Source organism: Luteibacter pinisoli, assembly GCF_006385595.1.
In the GTDB taxonomy this organism is placed as follows: Bacteria; Pseudomonadota; Gammaproteobacteria; order Xanthomonadales; family Rhodanobacteraceae; genus Luteibacter; species Luteibacter pinisoli.
This window is the reverse complement of sequence record NZ_CP041046.1, coordinates 1,364,741-1,385,547: the sequence shown is the minus strand read 5'-3', so window position 1 is coordinate 1,385,547 and position 20,807 is coordinate 1,364,741. Positions and strand designations below refer to the sequence as shown.

19 protein-coding genes are annotated in these 20,807 nt (G+C 64.8%); 4 read left to right on the top strand and 15 right to left on the bottom strand.

All coding sequences use genetic code 11. The annotated features are described in order from the left end of the window. Positions 1-34: 34 nt before the first annotated feature. Positions 35-673: a dTMP kinase gene (gene tmk, locus FIV34_RS06330; RefSeq protein ID WP_139980764.1), complete on the top strand. Its 639-nt coding sequence runs from the start codon at positions 35-37 to the stop codon at positions 671-673. Positions 674-684: 11 nt separating this feature from the next. Here the strand turns inward: tmk and FIV34_RS06325 are convergent, their stop codons facing one another. The 3 genes from FIV34_RS06325 to FIV34_RS06315 form a co-directional block, all read right to left on the bottom strand. Then, a complete protein-coding gene (locus FIV34_RS06325) occupies positions 685-2,619 on the bottom strand; it encodes an alpha/beta hydrolase family protein (RefSeq protein ID WP_139980762.1) in 1,935 nt (644 codons plus the stop codon). A gap of 240 nt (positions 2,620-2,859) precedes the next feature. Further along, complete coding sequence (locus FIV34_RS06320; RefSeq protein WP_139980760.1) at positions 2,860-3,312, bottom strand: hypothetical protein; 453 nt, start codon at positions 3,310-3,312, stop codon at positions 2,860-2,862. 117 nt (positions 3,313-3,429) lie between these two features. Continuing rightward, on the bottom strand, positions 3,430-3,702 hold the full coding sequence (locus FIV34_RS06315) for a DUF2845 domain-containing protein (RefSeq protein ID WP_139980758.1): 273 nt from the start codon (positions 3,700-3,702) through the stop codon (positions 3,430-3,432). A gap of 117 nt (positions 3,703-3,819) precedes the next feature. Between FIV34_RS06315 and FIV34_RS06310 the strand changes: the two genes are divergently transcribed. After that, positions 3,820-4,959 (top strand): serine hydrolase domain-containing protein, encoded by a 1,140-nt coding sequence (locus FIV34_RS06310; RefSeq protein ID WP_139980756.1) that lies wholly within the window; start codon positions 3,820-3,822, stop codon positions 4,957-4,959. Between the two features lie 4 nt (positions 4,960-4,963). Here FIV34_RS06310 and FIV34_RS06305 read toward each other — a convergent pair whose 3' ends face one another. The 10 genes from FIV34_RS06305 to grxD all read right to left on the bottom strand — a co-directional run bounded on the left by FIV34_RS06305 (position 4,964) and on the right by grxD (position 17,942). Continuing rightward, on the bottom strand, positions 4,964-5,572 hold the full coding sequence (locus tag FIV34_RS06305) for a DNA-3-methyladenine glycosylase (RefSeq protein WP_139980753.1): 609 nt from the start codon (positions 5,570-5,572) through the stop codon (positions 4,964-4,966). Further along, entirely contained in the window at positions 5,572-5,706 is a 135-nt protein-coding gene (locus FIV34_RS21330; protein WP_281286834.1) for a hypothetical protein, read from the bottom strand. Before FIV34_RS21330 ends, FIV34_RS06305 begins: the two co-directional genes overlap by 1 nt. Positions 5,707-5,788: 82 nt before the next feature. Then, entirely contained in the window at positions 5,789-5,944 is a 156-nt protein-coding gene (locus FIV34_RS06300) for a DUF3309 family protein (protein WP_139980751.1), read from the bottom strand. Between the two features lie 129 nt (positions 5,945-6,073). After that, complete coding sequence (gene ppnN / locus FIV34_RS06295; protein WP_139980750.1) at positions 6,074-7,471, bottom strand: nucleotide 5'-monophosphate nucleosidase PpnN; 1,398 nt, start codon at positions 7,469-7,471, stop codon at positions 6,074-6,076. 175 nt (positions 7,472-7,646) lie between these two features. Further along, positions 7,647-11,006, bottom strand: coding sequence for a TonB-dependent receptor (locus tag FIV34_RS06290; RefSeq protein WP_139980748.1), 3,360 nt, complete (start codon positions 11,004-11,006; stop codon positions 7,647-7,649). 457 nt (positions 11,007-11,463) lie between these two features. Continuing rightward, a complete protein-coding gene (locus tag FIV34_RS06285) occupies positions 11,464-13,923 on the bottom strand; it encodes a TonB-dependent receptor (RefSeq protein WP_139980746.1) in 2,460 nt (819 codons plus the stop codon). Between the two features lie 392 nt (positions 13,924-14,315). Then, positions 14,316-16,025 carry a bifunctional ornithine lipid synthase OlsF gene (gene olsF / locus FIV34_RS06280; RefSeq protein ID WP_139980744.1) on the bottom strand — a complete coding sequence of 570 codons (1,710 nt, stop codon included), beginning with the start codon at positions 16,023-16,025 and terminating at the stop codon, positions 14,316-14,318. Positions 16,026-16,213: 188 nt separating this feature from the next. Next, complete coding sequence (locus FIV34_RS06275) at positions 16,214-16,810, bottom strand: YhgN family NAAT transporter (RefSeq protein ID WP_139980741.1); 597 nt, start codon at positions 16,808-16,810, stop codon at positions 16,214-16,216. 38 nt (positions 16,811-16,848) lie between these two features. After that, positions 16,849-17,616 (bottom strand): SDR family NAD(P)-dependent oxidoreductase, encoded by a 768-nt coding sequence (locus FIV34_RS06270; protein ID WP_139980739.1) that lies wholly within the window; start codon positions 17,614-17,616, stop codon positions 16,849-16,851. Between the two features lie 2 nt (positions 17,617-17,618). Beyond that, positions 17,619-17,942, bottom strand: a complete 324-nt coding sequence (gene grxD / locus FIV34_RS06265; RefSeq protein ID WP_139980737.1) for a Grx4 family monothiol glutaredoxin — start codon at positions 17,940-17,942, stop codon at positions 17,619-17,621. A 109-nt stretch (positions 17,943-18,051) separates the two neighbouring features. Here grxD and FIV34_RS06260 point away from each other — a divergent pair, with 109 nt between their 5' ends. Then, positions 18,052-18,633, top strand: coding sequence for a Fe-Mn family superoxide dismutase (locus tag FIV34_RS06260; RefSeq protein ID WP_139980735.1), 582 nt, complete (start codon positions 18,052-18,054; stop codon positions 18,631-18,633). Positions 18,634-18,702: 69 nt separating this feature from the next. Here the strand turns inward: FIV34_RS06260 and FIV34_RS06255 are convergent, their stop codons facing one another. After that, positions 18,703-19,803 carry a 5-(carboxyamino)imidazole ribonucleotide synthase gene (locus tag FIV34_RS06255; protein WP_139985743.1) on the bottom strand — a complete coding sequence of 367 codons (1,101 nt, stop codon included), beginning with the start codon at positions 19,801-19,803 and terminating at the stop codon, positions 18,703-18,705. Positions 19,804-19,853: 50 nt separating this feature from the next. Next, on the bottom strand, positions 19,854-20,369 hold the full coding sequence (gene purE / locus FIV34_RS06250) for a 5-(carboxyamino)imidazole ribonucleotide mutase (RefSeq protein WP_139980733.1): 516 nt from the start codon (positions 20,367-20,369) through the stop codon (positions 19,854-19,856). Between the two features lie 73 nt (positions 20,370-20,442). Here purE and FIV34_RS06245 point away from each other — a divergent pair, with 73 nt between their 5' ends. After that, positions 20,443-20,733 carry a Trm112 family protein gene (locus FIV34_RS06245; RefSeq protein ID WP_139980731.1) on the top strand — a complete coding sequence of 97 codons (291 nt, stop codon included), beginning with the start codon at positions 20,443-20,445 and terminating at the stop codon, positions 20,731-20,733. The last annotated feature ends 74 nt before the right edge of the window (positions 20,734-20,807 follow it).

Here is a 20,807-nt window from a genome sequence, read left to right as displayed (position 1 = left end):
TTGCCTGCTGACAAATAGGTTAGAGTTCGCCCCTATGGCACCTCATCCCATTCCCGGTGGCCTGCTGATTGCCATCGAAGGCATTGATGGCGCAGGCAAGACGACGCTCGCGCACACCATTCGCGACGAACTGCTGCGCACAGGCGCCAGCGTGTCGCTGAGCAAAGAACCCACGACGGGCACCTACGGCATGCAGGTCCGCAACTCAGCGGCCAGCGGCCGGCTTACGCCGGACGAGGAACTGCGCCTCCTGCTCCTTGATCGGCGAGAGCACGTCGAGACACTGATCGGTCCGGCCCTGTCGCGCGGCGAAGTCGTCATCCTCGATCGCTACTTCCCGTCGAACGTCGCCTACCAGGGGGCTGCCGGCATCGATGTCGATCACCTGATGACCGCCAATGCGTTCGCGCCCCGCCCGGACCTGCTCCTGCTGCTCGACATCGAGCCGTCCGCGGGCCTGGCGCGCATTCGTGCGCGCGGCGACAAGCCCAACCACTTCGAGACGGCCGACAACCTGGCCCAGTGCCGCGAAATCTTCCGCGCCCTGGACCTGCCCCACTCCGTCGAGGTCGACGCCTCGGCCCCGGCCGATCGCGTGGCCGAGGTTGCCCTGGGGCACGTGCGCGAAGCGATTGCGCGGAAAACGGCTACGACCCAGAGCGCGACCCTGTAATCCGGCGTCGCCTAGGGGGTAGCGCCCTTCGCTCCCCCAACCGCCGCCACGTGCGCTTCCGGCCCGATGTTCGCATCGAGGAACTGGAGCATGCGGGCGTAGAAGTCTTCCATGTGCGCCTCGCCCATGATGCCGTGGCCCTCGTACGGGTATTCAAGGTACACCGCCGGATGCCCGGCTTTCTTCAGTGCATCGCGAAGGGCACGCGCATGTTCGATGGGCACGCGGCCGTCCGCCGTGCCGTGGGCAAGCATCACCGGCACGGTGATCATCGACGCCATCTGCACCGGCGAGCGGCTGGCGAGCTCCGCCTTGTCCGTACCGATCACGCGGTGCAGGTATTCGATGCCGTAGTGGTAGCGATGCGTGTCGCCCCACGAGTACATCTTGCCCAGGTCGTAGACCCCCGCCTCGCCGATGGCGCAGCGGTAAAGCGCCGGCTCGCGGGCCGCGCCCATGAGGGCGGCGTAACCGCCGTAGCTACCACCGAAGATGCAGACGCGCCGCCCATCGACCAGATGGTTGTCGATAGCCCAGTGCGTGGCGTCCGTGACGTCGTCCTGCATCGCCCCGCCCCACTGGCGATAGCCACGCTCCTGGAATTCCAGGCCAAACCCGCTTGAGCCACGGAAGTTCACCCGGAGCACGGCATAGCCATGCTGTGCGAGCAGCTGCACGTCGCGATCGTAGCCCCAGTCATCGCGCGTGTAATACGGGCCGCCGTGCACCATGACCACAAGCGGGGGCAGTGACGAGCCGTCGGCAGGCAGCGTCAGGAAACCGGACAGTGGCAGGCCATCGCGGGCCTTGAACGCGAAGTCGGTGGTGGTCAGCTGCTTCGCCGGGTCGATCCACGGATGGCTTCGAAACAGCAGCTGTGCTTTACGCGTCGTCTTATCGAAAAGGTAGAACGCACCGGGGTCGTGGTCGCTGCCGGTGGCAATCACAAGCAGGTTGCCATCGGCACTCGCACTGACCACCGTCTCGGCGCTATCCGGAAATGCGGCGTTCAGCGCCATGCGCCAACGGCTGTCGTCCTGCTTCGGGTCGAAGAAATGCTGCACCGGGCGGCCGGGGCCGAAGGTCGCGCCTATGGGTTCCTGCTGATCCATGCTGGCGACGAGCGACAGCGGATCGGACGTCGGATCGCTCAGCATCACCTGGCGCGAGCCATCGGTCAGGTCATAGCGTTCGACGACATTGGTGCCGTGCGCGCGCTCGGAAAGCAGGTAGGCGTAACGGTTGTCGCGGCTGATGCCAACCGGGGCGATATAAATGTGGCTCGTCTTGCTTTCGTTGAGCGAGGCCCATGTCCCGTCCGCACGCCATACGTCGAGCTTCTCTTCACCCTCCTCGTCCACGGCCCAGGTCAGCCGGGGCTGGCCCGCGTGGTCGATCAGGAATTCCGCGGCACCTTCCAGTGGCGACACGGCCACGGATTCGCCGCGACCGGTCAGGTGGGTGATGTCGAGCTTGCGCAGGTCGGTGTGCCATTTGCCGCCCACCAAGGTGCTTTCCTCGACCAGCACGTGCTTGTCGTCGCCCTCGATCGTGCCGACGTACGTGTCCGGCAACAGCTTCGGATGGGTCTCGTGGATATTCAGGAGGTAGAGCTGTGGCATCACCACCGGCATCGCGTAGCTGCCGCTGGCACGATTGGCCGAGATGAGCAGCTGATCCGAGCCGATCCAGCGCACGGCCTGGACTTCGGCACGGTCACCGGGATTGACCTGGCTGACTGGCGCCAGCGTCTTCCGGTCGACAACCGTGACCCGGGTGCTGTCGTCCTCCCGGTGGGCAATGGCCAGCAAGGCGCCATCCGGAGAAATCTGCACCTGCTCGTACTGGGCCCGGCGCAGGAGCCCCTTGGTCACCTCGTCCGCGACAACGGCGTTGCCCTGCACACTGCCGCCGAGCGCAAGGCCCAGCCACATCACTGCAAACATCGGAACCCCTCCCCTGAAAGGTCGGCAGACTATGCGGCAGGAGGGCCCGTGTGATCAACGGTTGAGCGCTTTCGCAAGAAAGGGAGGCCGGCAATACGCGCAAGAGCACGCCGAACGGCGCCACACCGAGGCCGAATTGACATACAGAAGCACGAGCTGGAGACTTCTCGGGCAGCCCCACAGCACCCCATGGTTCAGCGTCGCAAGACGGTCCGGGGGATCGCCGAGAGGGCTGTTTTTTTAGTTCCGCCGTAACGGAGCCAACCCTTTCGGGATCACGTCGTCGACGTAAACCTTTCCGTCCGCCGTCGTCCGGATTGGAACGATGATGTCGTACAGCTTCTCGCCGCACTCGCCACGCCACGCCGCGCGCAAATGGGGACGGCCGATCTGATCCGCTGAAATATCAGCATGATCGGCGCACCCCGCCGCTAGCCACGCTATGCACTGCTCGTGACTGTATCCGTCCTTTTCGATACGGCTCTGATAACCGTGCCTGGGTTTCAGGTCGAGCGAGCAGGGGCAATCCATCGGCCGCCCCCAGAATGCCGACACGTGGGCCGCCAGATCGAGCCGCTGGCGTGACGTCAGTTCGACGGCTTCCCTGACTGTCGCTTTGGGGGGTCCACAGTCCCCGACCGCCTCGCGGCAATAGCGAGCCAGCGCCCGAATGGCGGTGCACGTCAGGGCCATCCTTGAATCCTCGCTCGTCAGAATCAAACGAACGAGCGTAGGAATGGCCTCTTGTGGCGTCTGTCAGAGAAAGCCTCAGAATCTGCAGGCGATCACCGCGATCGTGTCGTGCCCCGATCAGCTATCCAGCTGCGTAATCGAAGACACCTTGCCGTCGATGATTTCGACCTGCACGCTCTTCTTGCCCTGAAAGTACTCCAGGCGGTAGCCGCGCAAGCCGCCCCTGCTGGTCTCGATCGGGGTTTCGCGATCGGGCTTGCCCGCGATGCTGCGCAGGCGGCCTTCACTGTCACCTGTACTGACCACCTGTGAGTTGACGCGCCAGGTCTCCGAGGCAAGCGCAGGGAGAGCAAGGGCTGCCAGCAGCAGCCCGATGATGACTCGCTTCATGCGTATCTCCTTGTCATGTGGACTCGAGCCTAGCGCCGCTGCATACGCACCCACAAGTTGCGAGAGGCACCACCGGGGTGCGACATTCAGGCCCCAGATAACGACGCGGCCCCTTCCATGCCCCGCCTCCGCCTGCTCTCACTGCTCGCCTTTGCGCTCCCTTTCGCCGCTGTGAGTGCAGAAACCTCGGGCACCCGCAGCGACAACCCAAAGCAGACGGCGATGGACAGGGCGGTGGATACTGCGGCAGCAACGTTCTTCGAAAGCCGCTGCCACGCGGGCCTTTCCATCGCCGTCGTCACCGCCTCGGGTGAGCACATCTACGACTACGGGTTTGCCGACCGGCAAAAAGGTACGCCGCCCATGCCGGACAGCGTGTATGAAATCGCCTCGGTCACCAAGAGCTTCACCGCCTCACTGGCCGCGGCCGCCGTCCACGACGGCAAACTGTCCCTCGACGGCGATATTCGCAAAGACCTTCCGGGAAGCTACCCAAACCTTATCGCCGGCGGCCGACCTGTCACCCTTGCCACGTTGCTGACCCATCGCTCCGGCATGCCCCGAGACATCCCTGACTCCGACGCGATCTTCGCGGCGAAGGATCCGCACACCCTTCCCGCCCAACTTCGGGCGCTGATGCGCGGGCAGGACGAAAAGCGTTTCCTCAAAGCTCTCCACGACACCCGCTTGCGCAGCACGCCCGGAACGGAAGAAACCTATTCCAACGCCGGATTCATCCTGATCGGCGCGGCACTGGAGCACGTGTACAAAGTTCCCTACGCAAACCTGCTGCAACAGCGCATCCTCACCCCTTTAAACATGACCTCCACGACGCTCACGCTCACATCAGCCCAGCAGGCGCGGCGCGTCATCGGCTATGACATGTTCGGCCAGCCCGCACCTGATCATCCGAGCAATGCCGGCGCTGCGTGGGGCTTATGGTCAACGCCGGCCGATCTGGCGAAGTACGTGCGGTGGCAGCTGGACGAAACGGATCCGGTGGTCGCCCTCTCGCACCAGCCCTTGGCCGACGGCAAGGACGAACGCATCGCCATGGCGTGGCACCTCGAACAGATCGACGGCCGGCCCGTCATCTCGCACGGGGGTGGAAGCTTCGGTGCATCCAGTCATGTCGTGCTTTTTCCGCAATCACATACGGGCTTCGCCTTGCTGGCGAACGACACGTGCAAAGGGACGGAAGGCGCGCTAAAGCAACTCGCGCTGACGGCGGAGAGACAGGCCGGCACCCGGCCATGACGCATCAAGGCTTCGAGACGTTCCGGTTGCCCGCCACGTACCACCGCCACAGCAGGTCCGTGCCTTCACGGATACCGATGCGCGCCGAACCCGGCACGTTTTCCGGCGGCGGCATGCCGTCGTCGAGCACGGTGTAGCCATCGCGCGCGCGGACGAGATCGATCCCGTTCTGTTCGCCGGTGATGCCCATGGCCTGGGTCAGGCGCGCAGGCCCGCTGCACAGTTCGCGATCCACGCGGATCTTTGGCCGCGCCGCACGCATCTGCTCGACGCCGGCGACCGGCTCCAGCGCACGGATGAGCACGCCGTTACCCTCGCCCACGTCACCGCACACCGTGTTCGCACACCAGTGCATCCCATAGGTGAAGTACACATACATGTGACCAGGCGGCCCGAACATGACTTCGTTGCGCTTGGTCTTCCCGCGAAACGTATGCGCCGCCGGATCAATCGCGCCGACATACGCCTCGACCTCGACGATGCGGCCGACGCGCCCATCGGCATTCGCAAGCAGCTTGTTGAGCAGCTCGGGGCCGACGATGCGGGCATCGCGATGGAAGAACGTACGGGGAAGGATCTCGCCGGGCCAGGCGGGGCGACGTCGTGGCGCCATCACGTCTCGGGCGCCTCGCCGTCGGTGTCGGGCTCGGGACCCGGGCGTTCCACCGGATCGTGATCGTACGGCGGTGGCGAGGTCCCCGGCGGTGACCGGTCGGTATCGGGTACGGGGCGGTGGGGTCGGGGCATGGGGTCTCCTCCTCGCGCCGCCACGGGGGCGCCGCGCATCCCACCATGCTACTGAAGGATGCGCGGCGGCGTGAGCACGACGTTAGAAAACGCCGAGCAGCCAGCAGACAAGAATGATGGCGAGGATGACGCCGATACCGCCGCTGGGGCCGTAACCCCACGAACGCGAGTAGCCCCAGGTGGGCAGGCCGCCGACAAGGGCGAGGACAAGAATGACGAGCAGGATGGTGACGAGCATGGGCGTCTCCTCAGAGGGGGTGACGCATCGTGGCCTCCGGGGCCGTCTAGGCCCCGTGACGCGGCCCATGGGGCCGCACCACCCGTTCAGGAAACGGCAGGGCAGCGCGAGGCCGCCCTGCCCGGTCGATCAGGTACGCACGACGTAGCAGGGTTCGTACGCGGTGCCACCCGGCAGCTTCATGCGGTGCTGCGCCACGAAGGCCTTCAGCAGGTCGTCCAACGCCCGCATGATCTCCGGCTCACCGTCGATGACGAAGGGGCCATGCTCGGCGATGGCGCGAACGCCTTCCGGCTTGACGTTGCCGGCGACGATGCCCGAGAACGCACGGCGCAGGTCGGCCGCCAGCTCATGGCGCGGGCGGTCGCGATGCAGGGCTAGCCCGGACATGGCGTTGTGGGTCGGCGGGAACGGCTGCTGGAACGGCAGCGGGATATCCAGGGCCCAGTTGAAGAAGAACGCGTCCTTGTTGTCCAGGCGATGGTTACGGACCTTGTCGACACCCGCCACCATCGCGTGGGCGACCGCGGCCGGATCGTCGATGATGATCTTGTAGTGCTCGGCCACCGAGTCGCCCAGGCACAGGCGCAGGAAGCGGTCGATCTGCTCGAAGTACGCAGCGGAATTGCGCGGGCCGGTGAAGATCAGCGGGAACGGAATGCCCTTGTTCTTCGGCAGCAGCAGGATGCCGAGCATGTAGAGGATTTCTTCCGCCGTACCGACGCCGCCCGGGAACACGATGATGCCGTGGCCAAGACGGACGAACGCCTCGAGGCGCTTCTCGATGTCCGGCATGATCACCAGGTTGTTCACGATCGGGTTGGGCGACTCGGCCGCAATGATGCCCGGCTCGGTCACGCCGATGTAGCGGTTGCCCTTGCGACGCTGCTTGGCGTGCGCGATGGTCGCGCCCTTCATCGGGCCCTTCATCGCACCCGGGCCGCAGCCCGTGCAGATGTCCATGCTGCGCAGGCCCAGCTGGTAACCGACGCGCTTGGTGTACTCGTACTCGTCGCGCGAGATCGAGTGGCCACCCCAGCAGACGACCAGGTTGGGATCCACCTGCGGGCGCAGGATGCGTGAGTTGCGCAGGATCTCGAACACGCTGTGGGTGATGCCCACGCTGTCGTCGAGATCGAAGGCGCCGGATTCGAGCTGGGTGGAGATGTAGACGATGTCGCGCATCACGGCCACGAGCAGCTCGTTGATGCCGCGGATGATGCGGCCGTCGACGAAGGCCTGCTCGGGCGCGTTCTTCAGTTCGATCTTGATGCCGCGGTCTTCCTGCAGCACCTGGATGTCGAAATCCGGGTACTGCTCGAACATCGAGCCCGGGTCATCGGAAAGGTTGCCCGAGGTGAGCACCGCCAGCGCGCAACGGCGCAGGAGCTGGTGCAGGCCCGACCCGCTGGCATCACGCAGGCGCGCCACTTCGTTACGGGAAAGGATATCGAGGCCGCCAGCGGGCGAGACCCGGGCGCTGACCGTCTTGCCGGTGATCGGCTCCCCGAAATGTTGAGCATTCATTGACTTACATGTCCTTCTGACCGCGAATTAGCGGCGAACCCCACTCCGGAACGGGAGCGGACTGCCTAGGATCACGCGGGGTCTGGCGGTGGTCAACCCCACGGCATGCACGTACAAAAAAACCGGCACCCTTTCGGGTGCCGGTTTGCGGTTCCAGGTCAGGCCAGGGCCCTTCTTAGAACGTGTAACGCACCGTCAGCGTGGCGGACCAACGCGAGACCGGGTTCAGCTTGGTCGCGCTGTTGTCGGTCGGGGCATCGTAGACAGCCTTCGAACCCGGGGCGTAATTGCCCTGCGAGTCGGTCGGCAGCTGGTAGATGTACTCGCCCTGGGCGTTCACGCCACCGAAGTTGGCCAGCGTGCGGGTGTACGGGAAGCCAACATACGACTGCTGGCCCCAGTCCTTGTTGACCAGGTTCAGGAAGTTATAGATGTCGAGACGGATCTCGCCCTTGTTGCCCTTGAAGATGCCCGGGATTTCCTGGCTCAGGCCGAGGTCGAGCTGGTTGACCCAGGCCGAGACCGCGTCGTTGCGGCGAGCCACCTTGCCCTGGTTCTTGCGCAGGTTGCTGTCGTTCTGGATGTAGTCGTAGAACTGGTTGACGAGCGCCTGCGAAGCCGCCGCGCCGGTCGTGGTGGTGAACACCGTGCCGTCGTTGCGGGTCGGGATGTAGGCCAGATCCTTCGAGTACGAGTCACCATTGGCGTCGTTACCGAACACCCAGCTATACGGCACGCCCGAATGGCCGTCGTAGAAGGCGCTGATCGTGGTGGCGTAGTCGCCGAAGAAGTTGTGCTGCCACGTCACCGACGCGTTCAGGCGCTGCGCGATGTTGGTGTTGGACGTGGAAGCGACGTCTTCGTTCGGGTTCCGCCACGCGCTGTTCGAGTAGTTCGAGGTTGCCTGGCTGGAGGTGCCCGGGTTCACTTCGGTGGCGTGGCCGCCGGTGGCCGACACGCTCCACGACCAGCCATTTTCCATCGGCTTGGTGAACGACAGGGTCACCGTGTCCGCACCACCCTTCGAGGTGTTGGTCAGGTAGGTGACGCCCTGGGCAAAGCGGTTATCGGCACGAAGGCGGGCCGTGTTACCGCTAACGGCACCGCCGTTACGCAGGTTGGCATTGGCTGTGCAGTTTGCGCCGGTGCCGCCGTTCAGCGGGGTCGAGCCGCCGATGCAGCCGTAGTACGTGTAGCGACCGTCCGGCATCTGGCCGGTCGGATTACCGATATTCAGGTTCTGGTAGAAGATACCGTCCTGCACGTCGAGATGCTGGTACTCGATGCTGGCGATGATGCCCTGCCACGGCAGCTCACGATCAAACGCGATCGACGACTTCCACACGCTCGGGAGCTTGAAGTCCTTGTCGACGGTATCCACTGCCTGCTGCGGGATGGTGCCCGGGCCGCTGGTGTTCTGCTTGAGCGGATCGGCGCTGAACGCGGGGCACGGCAGCAGCTGGGAGCCCAGCTTGCAGGTGACGCCGTCCGGCTGGCGGTCGTACGAGTAGGTGACGATGTTGATACCGTTGTTCTGGTACGGGTTCGTCATCCACACGGTCGGCGGATCGGACTGGAAGAGGCCAACGCCACCACGCAGCTGGGTCTTGTAATCGCTGTCGAAGGTGTAGTTGAACGACAGGCGCGGCTCGACCAGCTGGCTACCGTTGACGGTATTGGCGTTGCTGAAGCCATAACGCTGCGCGAACGTCGCGTTGTACAGCGGCTTGTCGTCAGTGAGGTACTTGTTGACGCGGAAGCCGAACTGCACCGAGAGATTCTCGGTCGGCTGCCAGGTGTCCTGCAGGAAGAACGTGTGGCGACGCAGCTCCCACTGGGCAGCGATGTCGTTCAGGCTGTAACCCGGTGCCGGCTGGTACAGCGAGTAGTTGCTGTACAGGCCATTGGCAAAGCTGTTGATGCCGTTGCCGAAGGTGTACGCGCCGAACTCGGTGCGGCCGAACAGGTTGTAGATGCGGTTACGCTCCCACTCGAAGCCACCCTTGACGGTGTGGTCGTCGAGGTACAGCGTGCCGGCCCACATCGCGGTCAGCGTCTTCACCGATGCCGCGTTGTAATGCGAGAACTGGTCTTCGCCCAGGTTGATCGTCGGGCCGGTGTTCAAGACATTGTTGTTCACGCGCACGCCGATCTGCGGCTGCTGCGTGTCCACCGAACGGTTCAGCGAGTAATCGCTGTAGCCGACCTTGGCTTCCGACGAGAACACGTCGTTCCAGTCGTCGAACGACTGCAGCGTGTAGTTCTTGTTGTCGGTGTTGACGGTGTACCAGTAGCTGGACAGGCCGATCGTCGAGGCGCCGTTACCCTGCGGGTTGGGCTTCACTTCCTTGGTACGCTGGTACGCAAGGTTCATGCGGTGGCCGTCGGTGATATTCCAGTCGAGCTTGGCGATGTAACGCTTGTCGTTCAGCGTGCCGCCATTCGCGCCCAGCGTACCCGGGACCAGGCCGAGGCCGCGCGCGGCATCGATGGTGCGCTGCAGGTCGGTCGACGAGACCTTGTTGTTGGTCGACGTGGCGATCGACGGGTCGAGGCCGTTGACGGCGCCCGAGCTCAGGCCGGTCACTTCTTCCTTCTCGTAACCGGCGAAGAAGAACAGCTTGTCCTTGATGATCGGGCCGCCGACGGTGGCACCGGCCTTCCAGTTACGGTCGAACTCGGTGTAGTCGCGGTCAGCGCCGTTGTTGAGCCAGCCGGCTTCGCCGACCATGCTGGAGGCATTCTTGAAGCCGTAGTACACCGAGCCGTGGAACTCGTTGGTACCCGACTTGGTGACGGCGTTGATGTCCGCACCGATGGTGTCGGAGCCGACGTCGTAGTTGGCGGTCGAGATGTTGAACGAATCCAGCGTGTCCATCGAGACCGGCGAGCCGACGGTCGGCAGGCCGGTGCCGTTCAGGCCGAACGGGTCGCCCACGCCAAGGCCGTCGACCTTGATGGTGTTCATGCGGGCGTTCTGGCCGTTGGCCGAGATGGCGCCGGTGCCGTGGTCGACGTTGACGCGCGGGTCGAGGCGGGCGATGTCAGCGATGTTGCCGCTGGGGGTCGGCGTGGCCTTCAGCTGCGCCTGCGAAATGTTGGTGCCCAGGCCCTTGTTCTCCGACGAGAACTGGCCCGACACAGCGGACACCGTCACGGCGCCCAGCGCGGTGGCATCAGCGGCATTGGCCGCGGCGCCGGCGCTCAGGTTCACCGAGGTATCGGCACCCAGCTGCAGGTAGACGTTGTCCTGGCGGGCAGACGGCGTGCCGTCCTTGGTCGCGGTCACGTCGAACGGACCGCCGACGCGCAGGCCCTGGGCCGCGTAACGGCCGTTGGCGTCCGTGGTCGTCGTCTTGGTGGTGCCCGACGGCTCGTGGACGATGACGACGGTGGCGTTGGCGACCGGCTGGCCGGCGCTATCAAGGACACGGCCGCTGATCGTCGACGACGTTTCCTGGGCGAAGGCGGCAGGCGCGGCGATAAGCGACGCAATGGCCAACGGCAGGAGTTTGGCGCGGATACGCTTCTGCATGTAACGAACCTCACAATTTCGCGAGAAAAAAAGCTGGAAAGACGGGGCGTCGCAACACGCCCGTCCTCTGGAAGGCAACAACGATTTCTTCGGTTTTCCCCTGACCCGAGCGGCATCGCCCAGCGGTCTCGGAAGGACAGCGGTCCGTAAAGACTAGATGAAGTTTATTACATCGCCGTAACAAGTTGCGATAGGAAAAGGTCCGACCCAGCACGCGAAAACGACTATCTTTAGATCGATAAAGTACTTATAAGTATATGATTTTACGATATTTGTGATCCGTGAACGCGCAAGCGTCACGATCTTTCGCCCTTCGCAGGGCTCAATGTCATATGAGACCCCGACGTTAAGAATTCACCTTCCGGTGGGCAAAAAAAAAACGCCCCTCGGGACGAGGGGCGTCTTGCGGAGGCCGCCACCTGCGGAGACCGCAGGCGGGGCCGATGGCACGGGCGACTTAGAAGAACGAGGCGCCGAAGGTGACCATGAAGGTGCGTTCCTGCAGCACCGAGTAATACGGCGCCGAGGCGTACAGGGTGGTGCCGTTCGCGTCCTTGATCTTGTCCGGGTTAGCGGCCAGGAACGAGGTGACGTTGCTGGCGTACGTGAACGCCTTGCGGTCAGCCAGGTTGAACAGGTTGATCTTGATGTACGGGCTGCGGAACGACGGCGAGAAGTCCGGGAAGTTCCAACCCGCATTGAGGTTCAGCGTGGTGTAGCCGCCGATCTTCTGCGTGTTGGACCAGTCACCCCAGCTCGCACCCTGATACTTGGCATTCAACGACGCCCAGAACGGGCCGTTCTTGTAGTTCACCGCCATGTAGCCGGTGTTCAACGGCGCGTTCAGCAGGGTCTTGCCCTTGGTGTAGTAGATGCCGTCGCCCAGCGAATCCAGGTTCGCCTGCATGATGGCGCGGGTGTAGTTGTAGTTGGCGTAGAGCGACCAGTTCTCGTCGAACTTGTAGCTGCCCTCGGCATTCATGCCGCGCATGTGCACCTTCGGCAGCTGGGTGTACACCGTGAGGCCGGTGACCTCGTCGTAGCCCGACACCTGCTTGTTGTTGAAGTTGGATGCGTAGGCGTCGACGCTGGCCGAGACGCTGTCACCGTAGAAGCGCCAGCCGAGATCACCCGTCACCGAGGTTTCCGGCTTGTTCGGCAGCGGGTTGGCCTGGGCCGTGCCATTGCCGTACAGGGCGTTGGAGAGGATGGCGCCGTTGATCGGTGCGCGGAAGGTCTTGCCGATGCCGAAGTAGAACTGGTTCTGGTCGTTCAGCTGGTACTTGATGCCGCCGGTCGGGGTGAACTTGTGGAAGGTCTTGTCCGGGTTGGCGGCGTAGGCGCTGTTGGTCGCCGTGACCTTGCCGGCCGTGCTGATCGAGCCGAGCGAATCCGGGTATTCCGCCACGAAGCCATCACGCTTGGACCAGACGTAGGCCAGGCTGCCCGTGAACGTCCACTTGTCGTCCGGCGTCCAGTTGTCGGTGATGAAGGCCTTTTCGTTGGTCGTCGTCGTGTAGTTGATGTACGACTTCTGCACCTGGCCGTCCGGGTACTTGATCAGGCCGCTCTTCGCCCACGTGTCGACCGGCTCACCCGTTTCCGGGTCCACCTGCACGAACACCTGGTCCTGCTGCTGGCGCGGACGCTCCCACCACAGGCCGTATTCCAGGCTGTTGTTGTCGGTGAGGTCCTGGTTGAGCTTGGCGATGACGCCCGGGCGATACGTGGTGGAGTTGCTGAACGAGTTGACCAGCTTGGTGCCGCTGACCTTGCCGTCGCCGTCCAGGTCGTAATCCACCGAGTGGTAGTAGTTCTTGGTGGCCAGCGGGTTCTCGGTCACCGTGCTGCCGGAACCGCCGCCGCCGTAACCGTACTGGAAGTACGGCACCACGCTCAGGCGCAGGCTGTCGGTGAAGGTGAACTCACCGTCGGCGCTGGCGAGGTAGTTACGGAACGGGTTCTGGTGCAGCGCGTAGAAGTTGCTGCTGGTGCTGCCCGGCGTGTAGACGCTGCCGTAGCTCTGCTTGTATTCCTGGGCCACCTGGGCCTTGGTCAGGCCTTCGTAGTTGGTCTTCACTTCGCGGTTGTACTGCACCGAGAAGGTCACCGAGTTACGGTCGTCGATCGTCCACACCGACTTGCCGTCGACCTTGGTGATCTTCGCCTTGCCGCGGCCACGCCACAGCTCGGTTTCGTTGTTCGAGTACGACAGCCAGGAACGGACCGGGCCGGTGTCGCCGGTGTTCAGGCGGACGAAGGTGCGGTGGTAGCTGTTCTGGCCAAGCGACTGGCTGAAATCGAAGCCGGCGGTGTGCGACGGATCGACCGTGACCCACGCGATGGAGCCACCGGCCGCGCCGGCGATCGGCGTGTCGTTGTCCGGGTAGCCCTGCTGGACGGTGATGTCGCCCATGTTCTCGGTGTCGCCGTACTCGGTCGGGTAGATCTTGTAGTTGCCGCTGTCGTTGATCGGGGCGCCGTTGACGGTCACGCCCACTTCGTCGATGGGAAAGCCACGGATGGTGACGTTGCCGTCGTTGGTGCCGGTGACGTCGTCGGTGGACGACACGACGCCCGGGATCGAATCAATGGCCTGGATGAAGGTCGCACCCGGCGCCGCCTGCTTGATGGCGTCACGGGAAATGGTCGACACGGCCTTCGGCGCGTCCTGGATGGACATCAGGCCGCCACCCAGCGACAGCGAATCCGCACGCACGCTCACGGCGCTCATCTGCTCCGCGGCGCGGCGCGTGGCGTTGTCGTTGGTGGTGTTCGACGTGGTCGAGACGTTCGAGCGCTGCGTGGTGGTCGTCGCGGCCGGGGTCTGCTCCGTCTGGCTGTCCTGGGCCACGGCGCCGCCGGCGACGAGGCACAGCGTCATGGCGATCGCTGCCGAAAGGGTATTGCGATTCATCGACTGGTTTCCTGATGTGATGCGTAGTTATGGGTAACGGGTAAATCGAAATAAACTGCTAATGACGTAATTAATTGCGTATTATCAGGCGCTCGTTTTTTATTACGCCCACGCAAGAAAAAACGGTTTCTCCGGACACGGCGAAGCAGCCGGTACGAGTACCGGCCGCGAAAATCCCTTGTTAGCGCCGCCCGCCGCGGCAACCCTGGTTTACAGCGGGATGTCCCTGCCCTGAGATAATCACTAGGCTAGCATCACACAATGACAATTTGTCGAAACGTTCATGCTTTTTTTATACGAACGATTCGGCTTTTCCTACGCCCGGCTAATAATCAACCGGGCACAAAAAAGCCCGGCCAGCGAGGTGCTGGCCGGGCTTTTTCAAACGACGATCAGGACTTGCCGAGGTAACGCGCGCGCTTCGCCGGCTTCAGGCTCAGCAGGTCCAGCATCACCAGTCCATCCACGCAGCCGGCGAAATCCGGATCCTCGCCGAAGGCCAGGAACTGCACGCCTTCCGGGTCCACCAGGTCCACGTACTGGCGATAGAGCACCGGCAGCGTCACGCCCAGCGCATCCAGGCGATTCTTCAGCTTGCCCAGGCCACCGGCGGCATCCAGGCCTTCCAGTTCCGCGCGCACCGATTCAATCGTTTCCTGCGGAATCACGAACGGCTGGCGTGCGGCAGCGAGCCCCTGCACCCCGAAGAAATGCTGGTGGGCCGCGGCGATCCACTCACGCGCCTCGCGCGGCATGGCCGCCGACATGCTCACCGGGCCAAACAGGTAGCGCACGTCCGGGTGGCGCTGCAGGTACAGGCCAATGCCCTGCCACAGCTGGTCCAGCGCACGCGACCAGCGCCAGTACGCCGGGGCGATGAAGCTGCGGCCGAGCTCGAGGCCCTGCGCCAGGCGCGATTCCAGCGCCGGCGAATAATCGAACAGGCTGGAGGTATACAGCGACGACATGCCGCGTTCGGCGATCAGCTTGCCGCCGTGGCCGAAGCGGTACGCACCGACGATGCGCAGCGCCTTCGCGTCCCACAGCACGAGATGCTCGTAGTACGGATCGTAGGCGTCGAGGTCGCGGCGCTTGCCGGTGCCCTCGCCCACCCGCCGGAAGGTCAGTTCGCGCAGGCGGCCGATCTCGCGCAGCACGGCGCTGTCGCTGGAACCCTGGACGAGGAACGCTTTCTTGCCGTCGGCCAGTTCAGCGAGCACCTCGGCCTTTTCCAGCTCGGCGACGACGCGTTCGATCGGTTCCGGATGCGCCAGCGGGGTCTGCCCACCGAACACCAGGCCACGCTGCTGGCCCACGCGATACACGTGGCGGCGCATCAGCTTGGCGGCGCGCTCGGACGAGCCTTCGCTTACCCGCTTCAGTTCCTCGGCTTCCACCAGCTTGCCGATGCGGATGCTCGGGCGCTGCTTGCCGGAGGTGGCCTCGCGCGGGAGCATCGCGGTGCTCAGCGGCTTGGCCAGCATCGAGAGGCCATAGAACGCCACGGAGTTGCGCGCATTGATATGCACCGGCAATACCGGGATGCCGGCCTTCACGGCGATGCGTGCGAAACCATCGGACCATTTGCCGTCGCGCACGCCGCTGGCGCGCACGCGGGACACTTCGCCGGCCGGGAACATCACCAGCACTTCGCCTGCCTCGATGCTGCGGAACAAGGCACGCATGCGCGAGGTGGCGCCCTTGCCGAAGATATCGACGGGCAGCAGCAACGGCGCCATCTGCGGCACGGCCGACAGCACTTCATTGCCCAGCACGCGGATATCACGGCGCACCGAGGCAATCAGCTGGACCAGGGCCATGGCGTCGACCATGCCCAGGGGGTGGTTAGCCACCACCACCAGCGGGCCTTCGACGGGAATATTTTCGCGCTCGCGTTCGGTGACGCTGCAGCTCACCCCAAGGTGCTCAAGCACGCGCTCGGCGAACTCGATGCCCTGGGTATCGCGTAGCGCGTCCAGTACGCCGTTGAAGCGCTGCTCGTGCGCCAGGCTGCCGAGCAGGCCCGCCAGCGGCTTGCGCAGCTTCGGGTGCTGGGCCAGCCATGGCATGCGTTCCTGGAGGGCGCGGTCGATGCTCAGCATGCGGTGGCTCCCTTAGACGTCAGACGGTGCAGACCGTGCGGGCGTGTTGCGGAGTCGTGGTTTGTCATATCGCCTTCAACACCCTTTTGGCCCCTGCCTGGGGCTTTGGCCATGCCCGGTGCCGGGTCAGTCCCGGCCCCGCCCATGCTCGCGGGCAATTATGACAGCTACCCTACCGCTACGTATGTTCATACGGCAATGTGCAGATAGGAGGACAGGCCGCCGAGGAACATCTGCACCGAGAGGGCGATGAGCAGCATGCCCATCAGGCGCTCCATGGCCGTCAGGACGCTCTCGCCCAGCCATTTGAAGAGGAAGGTGGAGCTGAGCAGGATGATCGAGGTGGTGAGCCAGGCCAGGAACAGGGCGATGCCCCACTCCACCGTGCGGCCGGGCTGGGAATTGGTCAGCAGCAACAGGGCGGCCATGGCCGACGGGCCGGCCACGCCGGGGATCGCCATGGGCACGATGAACGGCTCGCCCTCGCCCTGCTTGCCGAACACCCCGCCCTCCACGGGCGGGAAGACCATGCGGATGCCGATCAGGAACAGCACGATGCCGCCGCCGATGCTCACCGACTCCTGGCGCAGCTGCAGCACCTTCAGGATGAACTGGCCACCGAGCAGGAACGCGACCAGCACGGCCAGCGCGATCAGCAGCTCGCGCACCATCACCTTGCGGCGGCGCTGCGGGGGCACGTCCTTCAGCAGGGCAAGGAACAACGGGATATTGCCCAGCGGATCCATGATCAGGAACAGCAGGATGCCCGCGGATAACGTCGTCATCTGCGTTTCCATGGGGAGGTACTCCTAAAAGCGGTAAGTCAGTGGGTCTGGCGAATATCCAGGACGGCCCCGCGCGCGTCGGCGCCGGCACCGGAAAGCAGATAGACGATGGCCTCGGCCGAGGCCGTCGGCAGCGGCCTCTCGAGGGTGTTTTCGCCGTAGTACGCGGCGCGGCGCAGGGCCGTGCGCATCGGCGGGGGCAGCAGCGCATGCACGCGCATGGCGCCACCCCGGTGCTCGGCATGGAGCACGGCGGTCATGCGCTCCACGGCCGCCTTGGAGACGCCGTAGCCACCCCAGTGGGCGCGCGACACCAGCTCCGGGTCGTCGAGGACGAACACCACGGCACTGTCGTCGCCGCGGTTGAGCAGCGGCATGCAGGCCTGGGTCAGGGCAAACGGCGCGGAGACGTTCACCTGCATGGCACGCAGCCAGTCGTCCGGCTTGTGCATGGCCATGGGGGTGAGTTCGTTGAAATGCGCGGCGGCGTGGACCACGCCGTCGAGGCGGCCGAACTCAGCCTCCAGGCCATCGGCCAGCGCGGCGTAATCGGCCGGCGTGGCACTTTCCAGGTCCAGCGGGTGGATCACCGGCTCGGCGCCGCCCAGGGCGACGAGCTCGTCGTAGAGTTTTTCGAGCAGCCGGACCTTGCGGCCGGTGATCACCACGGTGCCGCCGGCGCGAACGATGGCGCGGGCCGTTTCACCGCCCAGGCCGCCCGTGGCGCCGGTGACGACAAACACACGGCCATCCAGGGCACCCGGCGCGGGCGACCAGCTTCCGGGCAGGCGGGCGGTGGGTAGCATGCTCACGAATCCGCCCCGGCCACCTCGGCCGCCATGCGCTTCAGTTCACCTGCTGCATGCAGGTCTTCCACGATGTCGCAACCGCCGATGAACTCCCCTAGCAGGAACAGCTGCGGGAACGTGGGCCAGTTGGAGTAATGCGGCAGGCCGGCGCGGATGCGCGGATCCGCCAGCACGTTCACCGGATGGAACACCGCACCCGCCGCTTCGAGCGCCTTGACGGCGCGATCGGAGAAGCCACAGGTGGGGAATTCGGGCGTGCCTTTCATGAAAAGCACGATCGGATGGGCCGCCACGATGGCCTTGATCTCGTCTACGACGTCCATAGGTCGGGTTTCATCATTAGAATGCTGGATGTTTCATAGTGTAGCAGCCACGCAGGCCGTGCCCTGCTCCAACCTCTTTCCCCCCAGCCACCGCTAAGGAGTCCAGACAATGGCGTTCGAACTTCCCCCGCTTCCGTATGAGAAGAATGCCCTGGAGCCGCACATCTCGGCCGAGACCCTCGAGTTCCACTACGGCAAGCACCACCAGACCTACGTCACCAACCTCAATAACCTGGTCAAGGGCACCGAGTTCGAGGGCAAGAGCCTCGAAGACATCGTGAAGTCCTCCTCGGGCGGCATCTTCAACAACGCCGCACAGGTGTGGAACCACACGTTCTACTGGCACTCGATGCGCCCGGCATCGCAGCAGGCCGAACCGCCGGCGAAGCTGGCCGATGCGCTGACCAAGGCCTTCGGTGGCGTCGACAAGTTCAAGGAAGAGTTCACCAAGCAGGCCACCGGCAACTTCGGCTCGGGCTGGACCTGGCTCGTGCAGCGCCCGGACGGTTCGCTGGCCATCGTGAACACCTCCAACGCCGCTACCCCGATCACCGGCAGCGACAAGCCGCTGTTCACGGCCGACGTGTGGGAGCACGCGTACTACATCGACTACCGCAACGCCCGCCCGAAGTACCTTGAGAACTTCTGGGCCATCGTGAACTGGGACTTCGCGGCCAAGAACCTGGCCTGAGTTTTCCACGACGCATGAAAAAAGGCCGGGCTTCGCAGCCCGGCCTTTTTTTGTGGTGCCAGCACGGGATCAGGCCAGCGTGTCGATCGCGGGCTGTACCTGCTCGTCGCGATGCAGGCCCTTGCCCACGGCGGCCAGCTTTTCGCGCAGGCTGCCGGCATCGGGGGCGCAGATCGTGGCGTGGCCCACCTTGCGGCCCGCGCGGGCTTCCTTCCCGTAATCGTGCCAGTGACCGTCGGCCGTGGTCAGCACCGGGGCCGGGTCGGGCATGTCGCCAATCCAGTTCAACATGGCGCTGGCACCGCGCACGCCCGTGTCGCCGAGCGGCAGGCCCAGCACGGCGCGTACGTGGTTCTCGAACTGGCTGGTGTGGGCCCCTTCGATGGTCCAGTGGCCGGAGTTATGCACGCGCGGGGCCATCTCGTTGCCGAGCAGCTTGCCGTTGCAGACGAACAGCTCAAGGGCGAACACGCCCACGTAGTCCAACGCTTCGGCCACCGTGCGCGCGTGCGCGTTGGCCGCCCGCTCCAGCTCGTCCGTCGCGCCCGGCGCCGGGGCCAGGCTCAGCGACAGCACGCCATCGACGTGCCAGTTGCGGGTGAGCGGCCAGCTGCGGAAGGTACCGTCGCGGCCACGCACGGCCACCACCGATACCTCGCGCTCGAACGGCACGAAGGCTTCGAGGATCAGGCCCACCTGCCCCGCGGCCTCACCCAGTGCGGCCCAGGCCGCATCGATGTCGTCCTGCGTCTTCAGGCGGAACTGGCCCTTGCCGTCGTAGCCCAGGCGGCGGGTCTTCAGCACGGCCGGCAGGCCAATCCGCTCCACCGCGCCTATCAGGTCCTCGCGCGTATCGACCGGGGCAAAGTCCGGCGTACCCAGCCCGCATTCGCGGAACAGGTTTTTCTCGGTGAGGCGGTCCTGGGCCATGGCCAGGGCGCGGGGGTTCGGGAACACCTCCACCCTGGCGGCCAGGCGCTCGGCCACGGCCGACGGGACGTTTTCGAAATCGAAGGTCACCACGTCCACGCGGTCGGCGAAGGCGTCCAGGGCGACCTCATCGGACCAGTCGGCCACGACCAGTTCGGTCACCTGGCCGGCGCAGGCGTCGGCGCTGCCATCCACCACCAGGGTGCGGATGCCCAGCGGGGAGGCTGCCAGGGCAAGCATGCGCGCCAGCTGCCCGCCACCAAGGATGCCGACGGTGGGGAGCTTGCGGGTCACGTGCGCGGGTCCGCGTTGTCGAGGACGGTGCGGGTCTGCTCGGCGCGGAAGGCGTCCAGCGCCTCGGCCACGGCCGGATCGTGCAGGGCCAGCACCGAGGCAGCCAGCAGGGCCGCATTGGTGGCACCGGCGCGACCGATGGCGAGTGTGCCCACGGGGATGCCCGCCGGCATCTGCGCGATGGAAAGCAGGGAATCCATGCCGTTCAGGGCCTTGGACTGCACCGGCACGCCAAACACCGGCAGCGCCGTCTTGGCGGCCAGCATGCCCGGCAGGTGGGCCGCGCCGCCAGCGCCGGCGATGATCACCTGGATACCGCGGCCACGGGCGCCATCGGCATAGTCGAAGAGCAGGTCCGGGGTGCGATGGGCGGAGACGACGCGCACCTCGTGCACGATGCCCAGGCGGGTCAGCGTGGTGGAGGCATGCTCCATCGTTTCCCAGTCCGAACGCGAACCCATTACCACGCCGATGCGCGGTGCGGAGGCTTCGCTACCCTTGTTGGAAGTCATGGCCGGAGCACCCAAAAGTCGTTATTGTACGGACATTCGTTTTAATAAGGTTGGCCCGCCAGGGCCGGTATCCATGGACAAGCGTCTCATCGACATCCTCTGCTGCCCGGTCAGCAAGCGCCCCCTGCGCCCCCTTACCGCCAGCGAACGCGACCAGCTTAATAGCGCCATCCGCGACGGCGCGATCGACACCGTCGCCGGCGAGAAAGTGACCGAAACCCTCTCCGAGGGCCTGGTCACCACGGACGGCCAGGTGGTCTACCGGGTGGAAGACGGCATCCCGGTCATGCTGCCCGAATCCGGCATCGGTACCACGCAGATGGCAGGGTTTGCGGCAGATACGAGTCGCGCGCACAATCCGTGACGCCAGTCACACTTTGAGACACTGGTTCCCGCACAATGGTTTCCTCAGGCGGGGGCCTCAGTTTTTCCAGGATG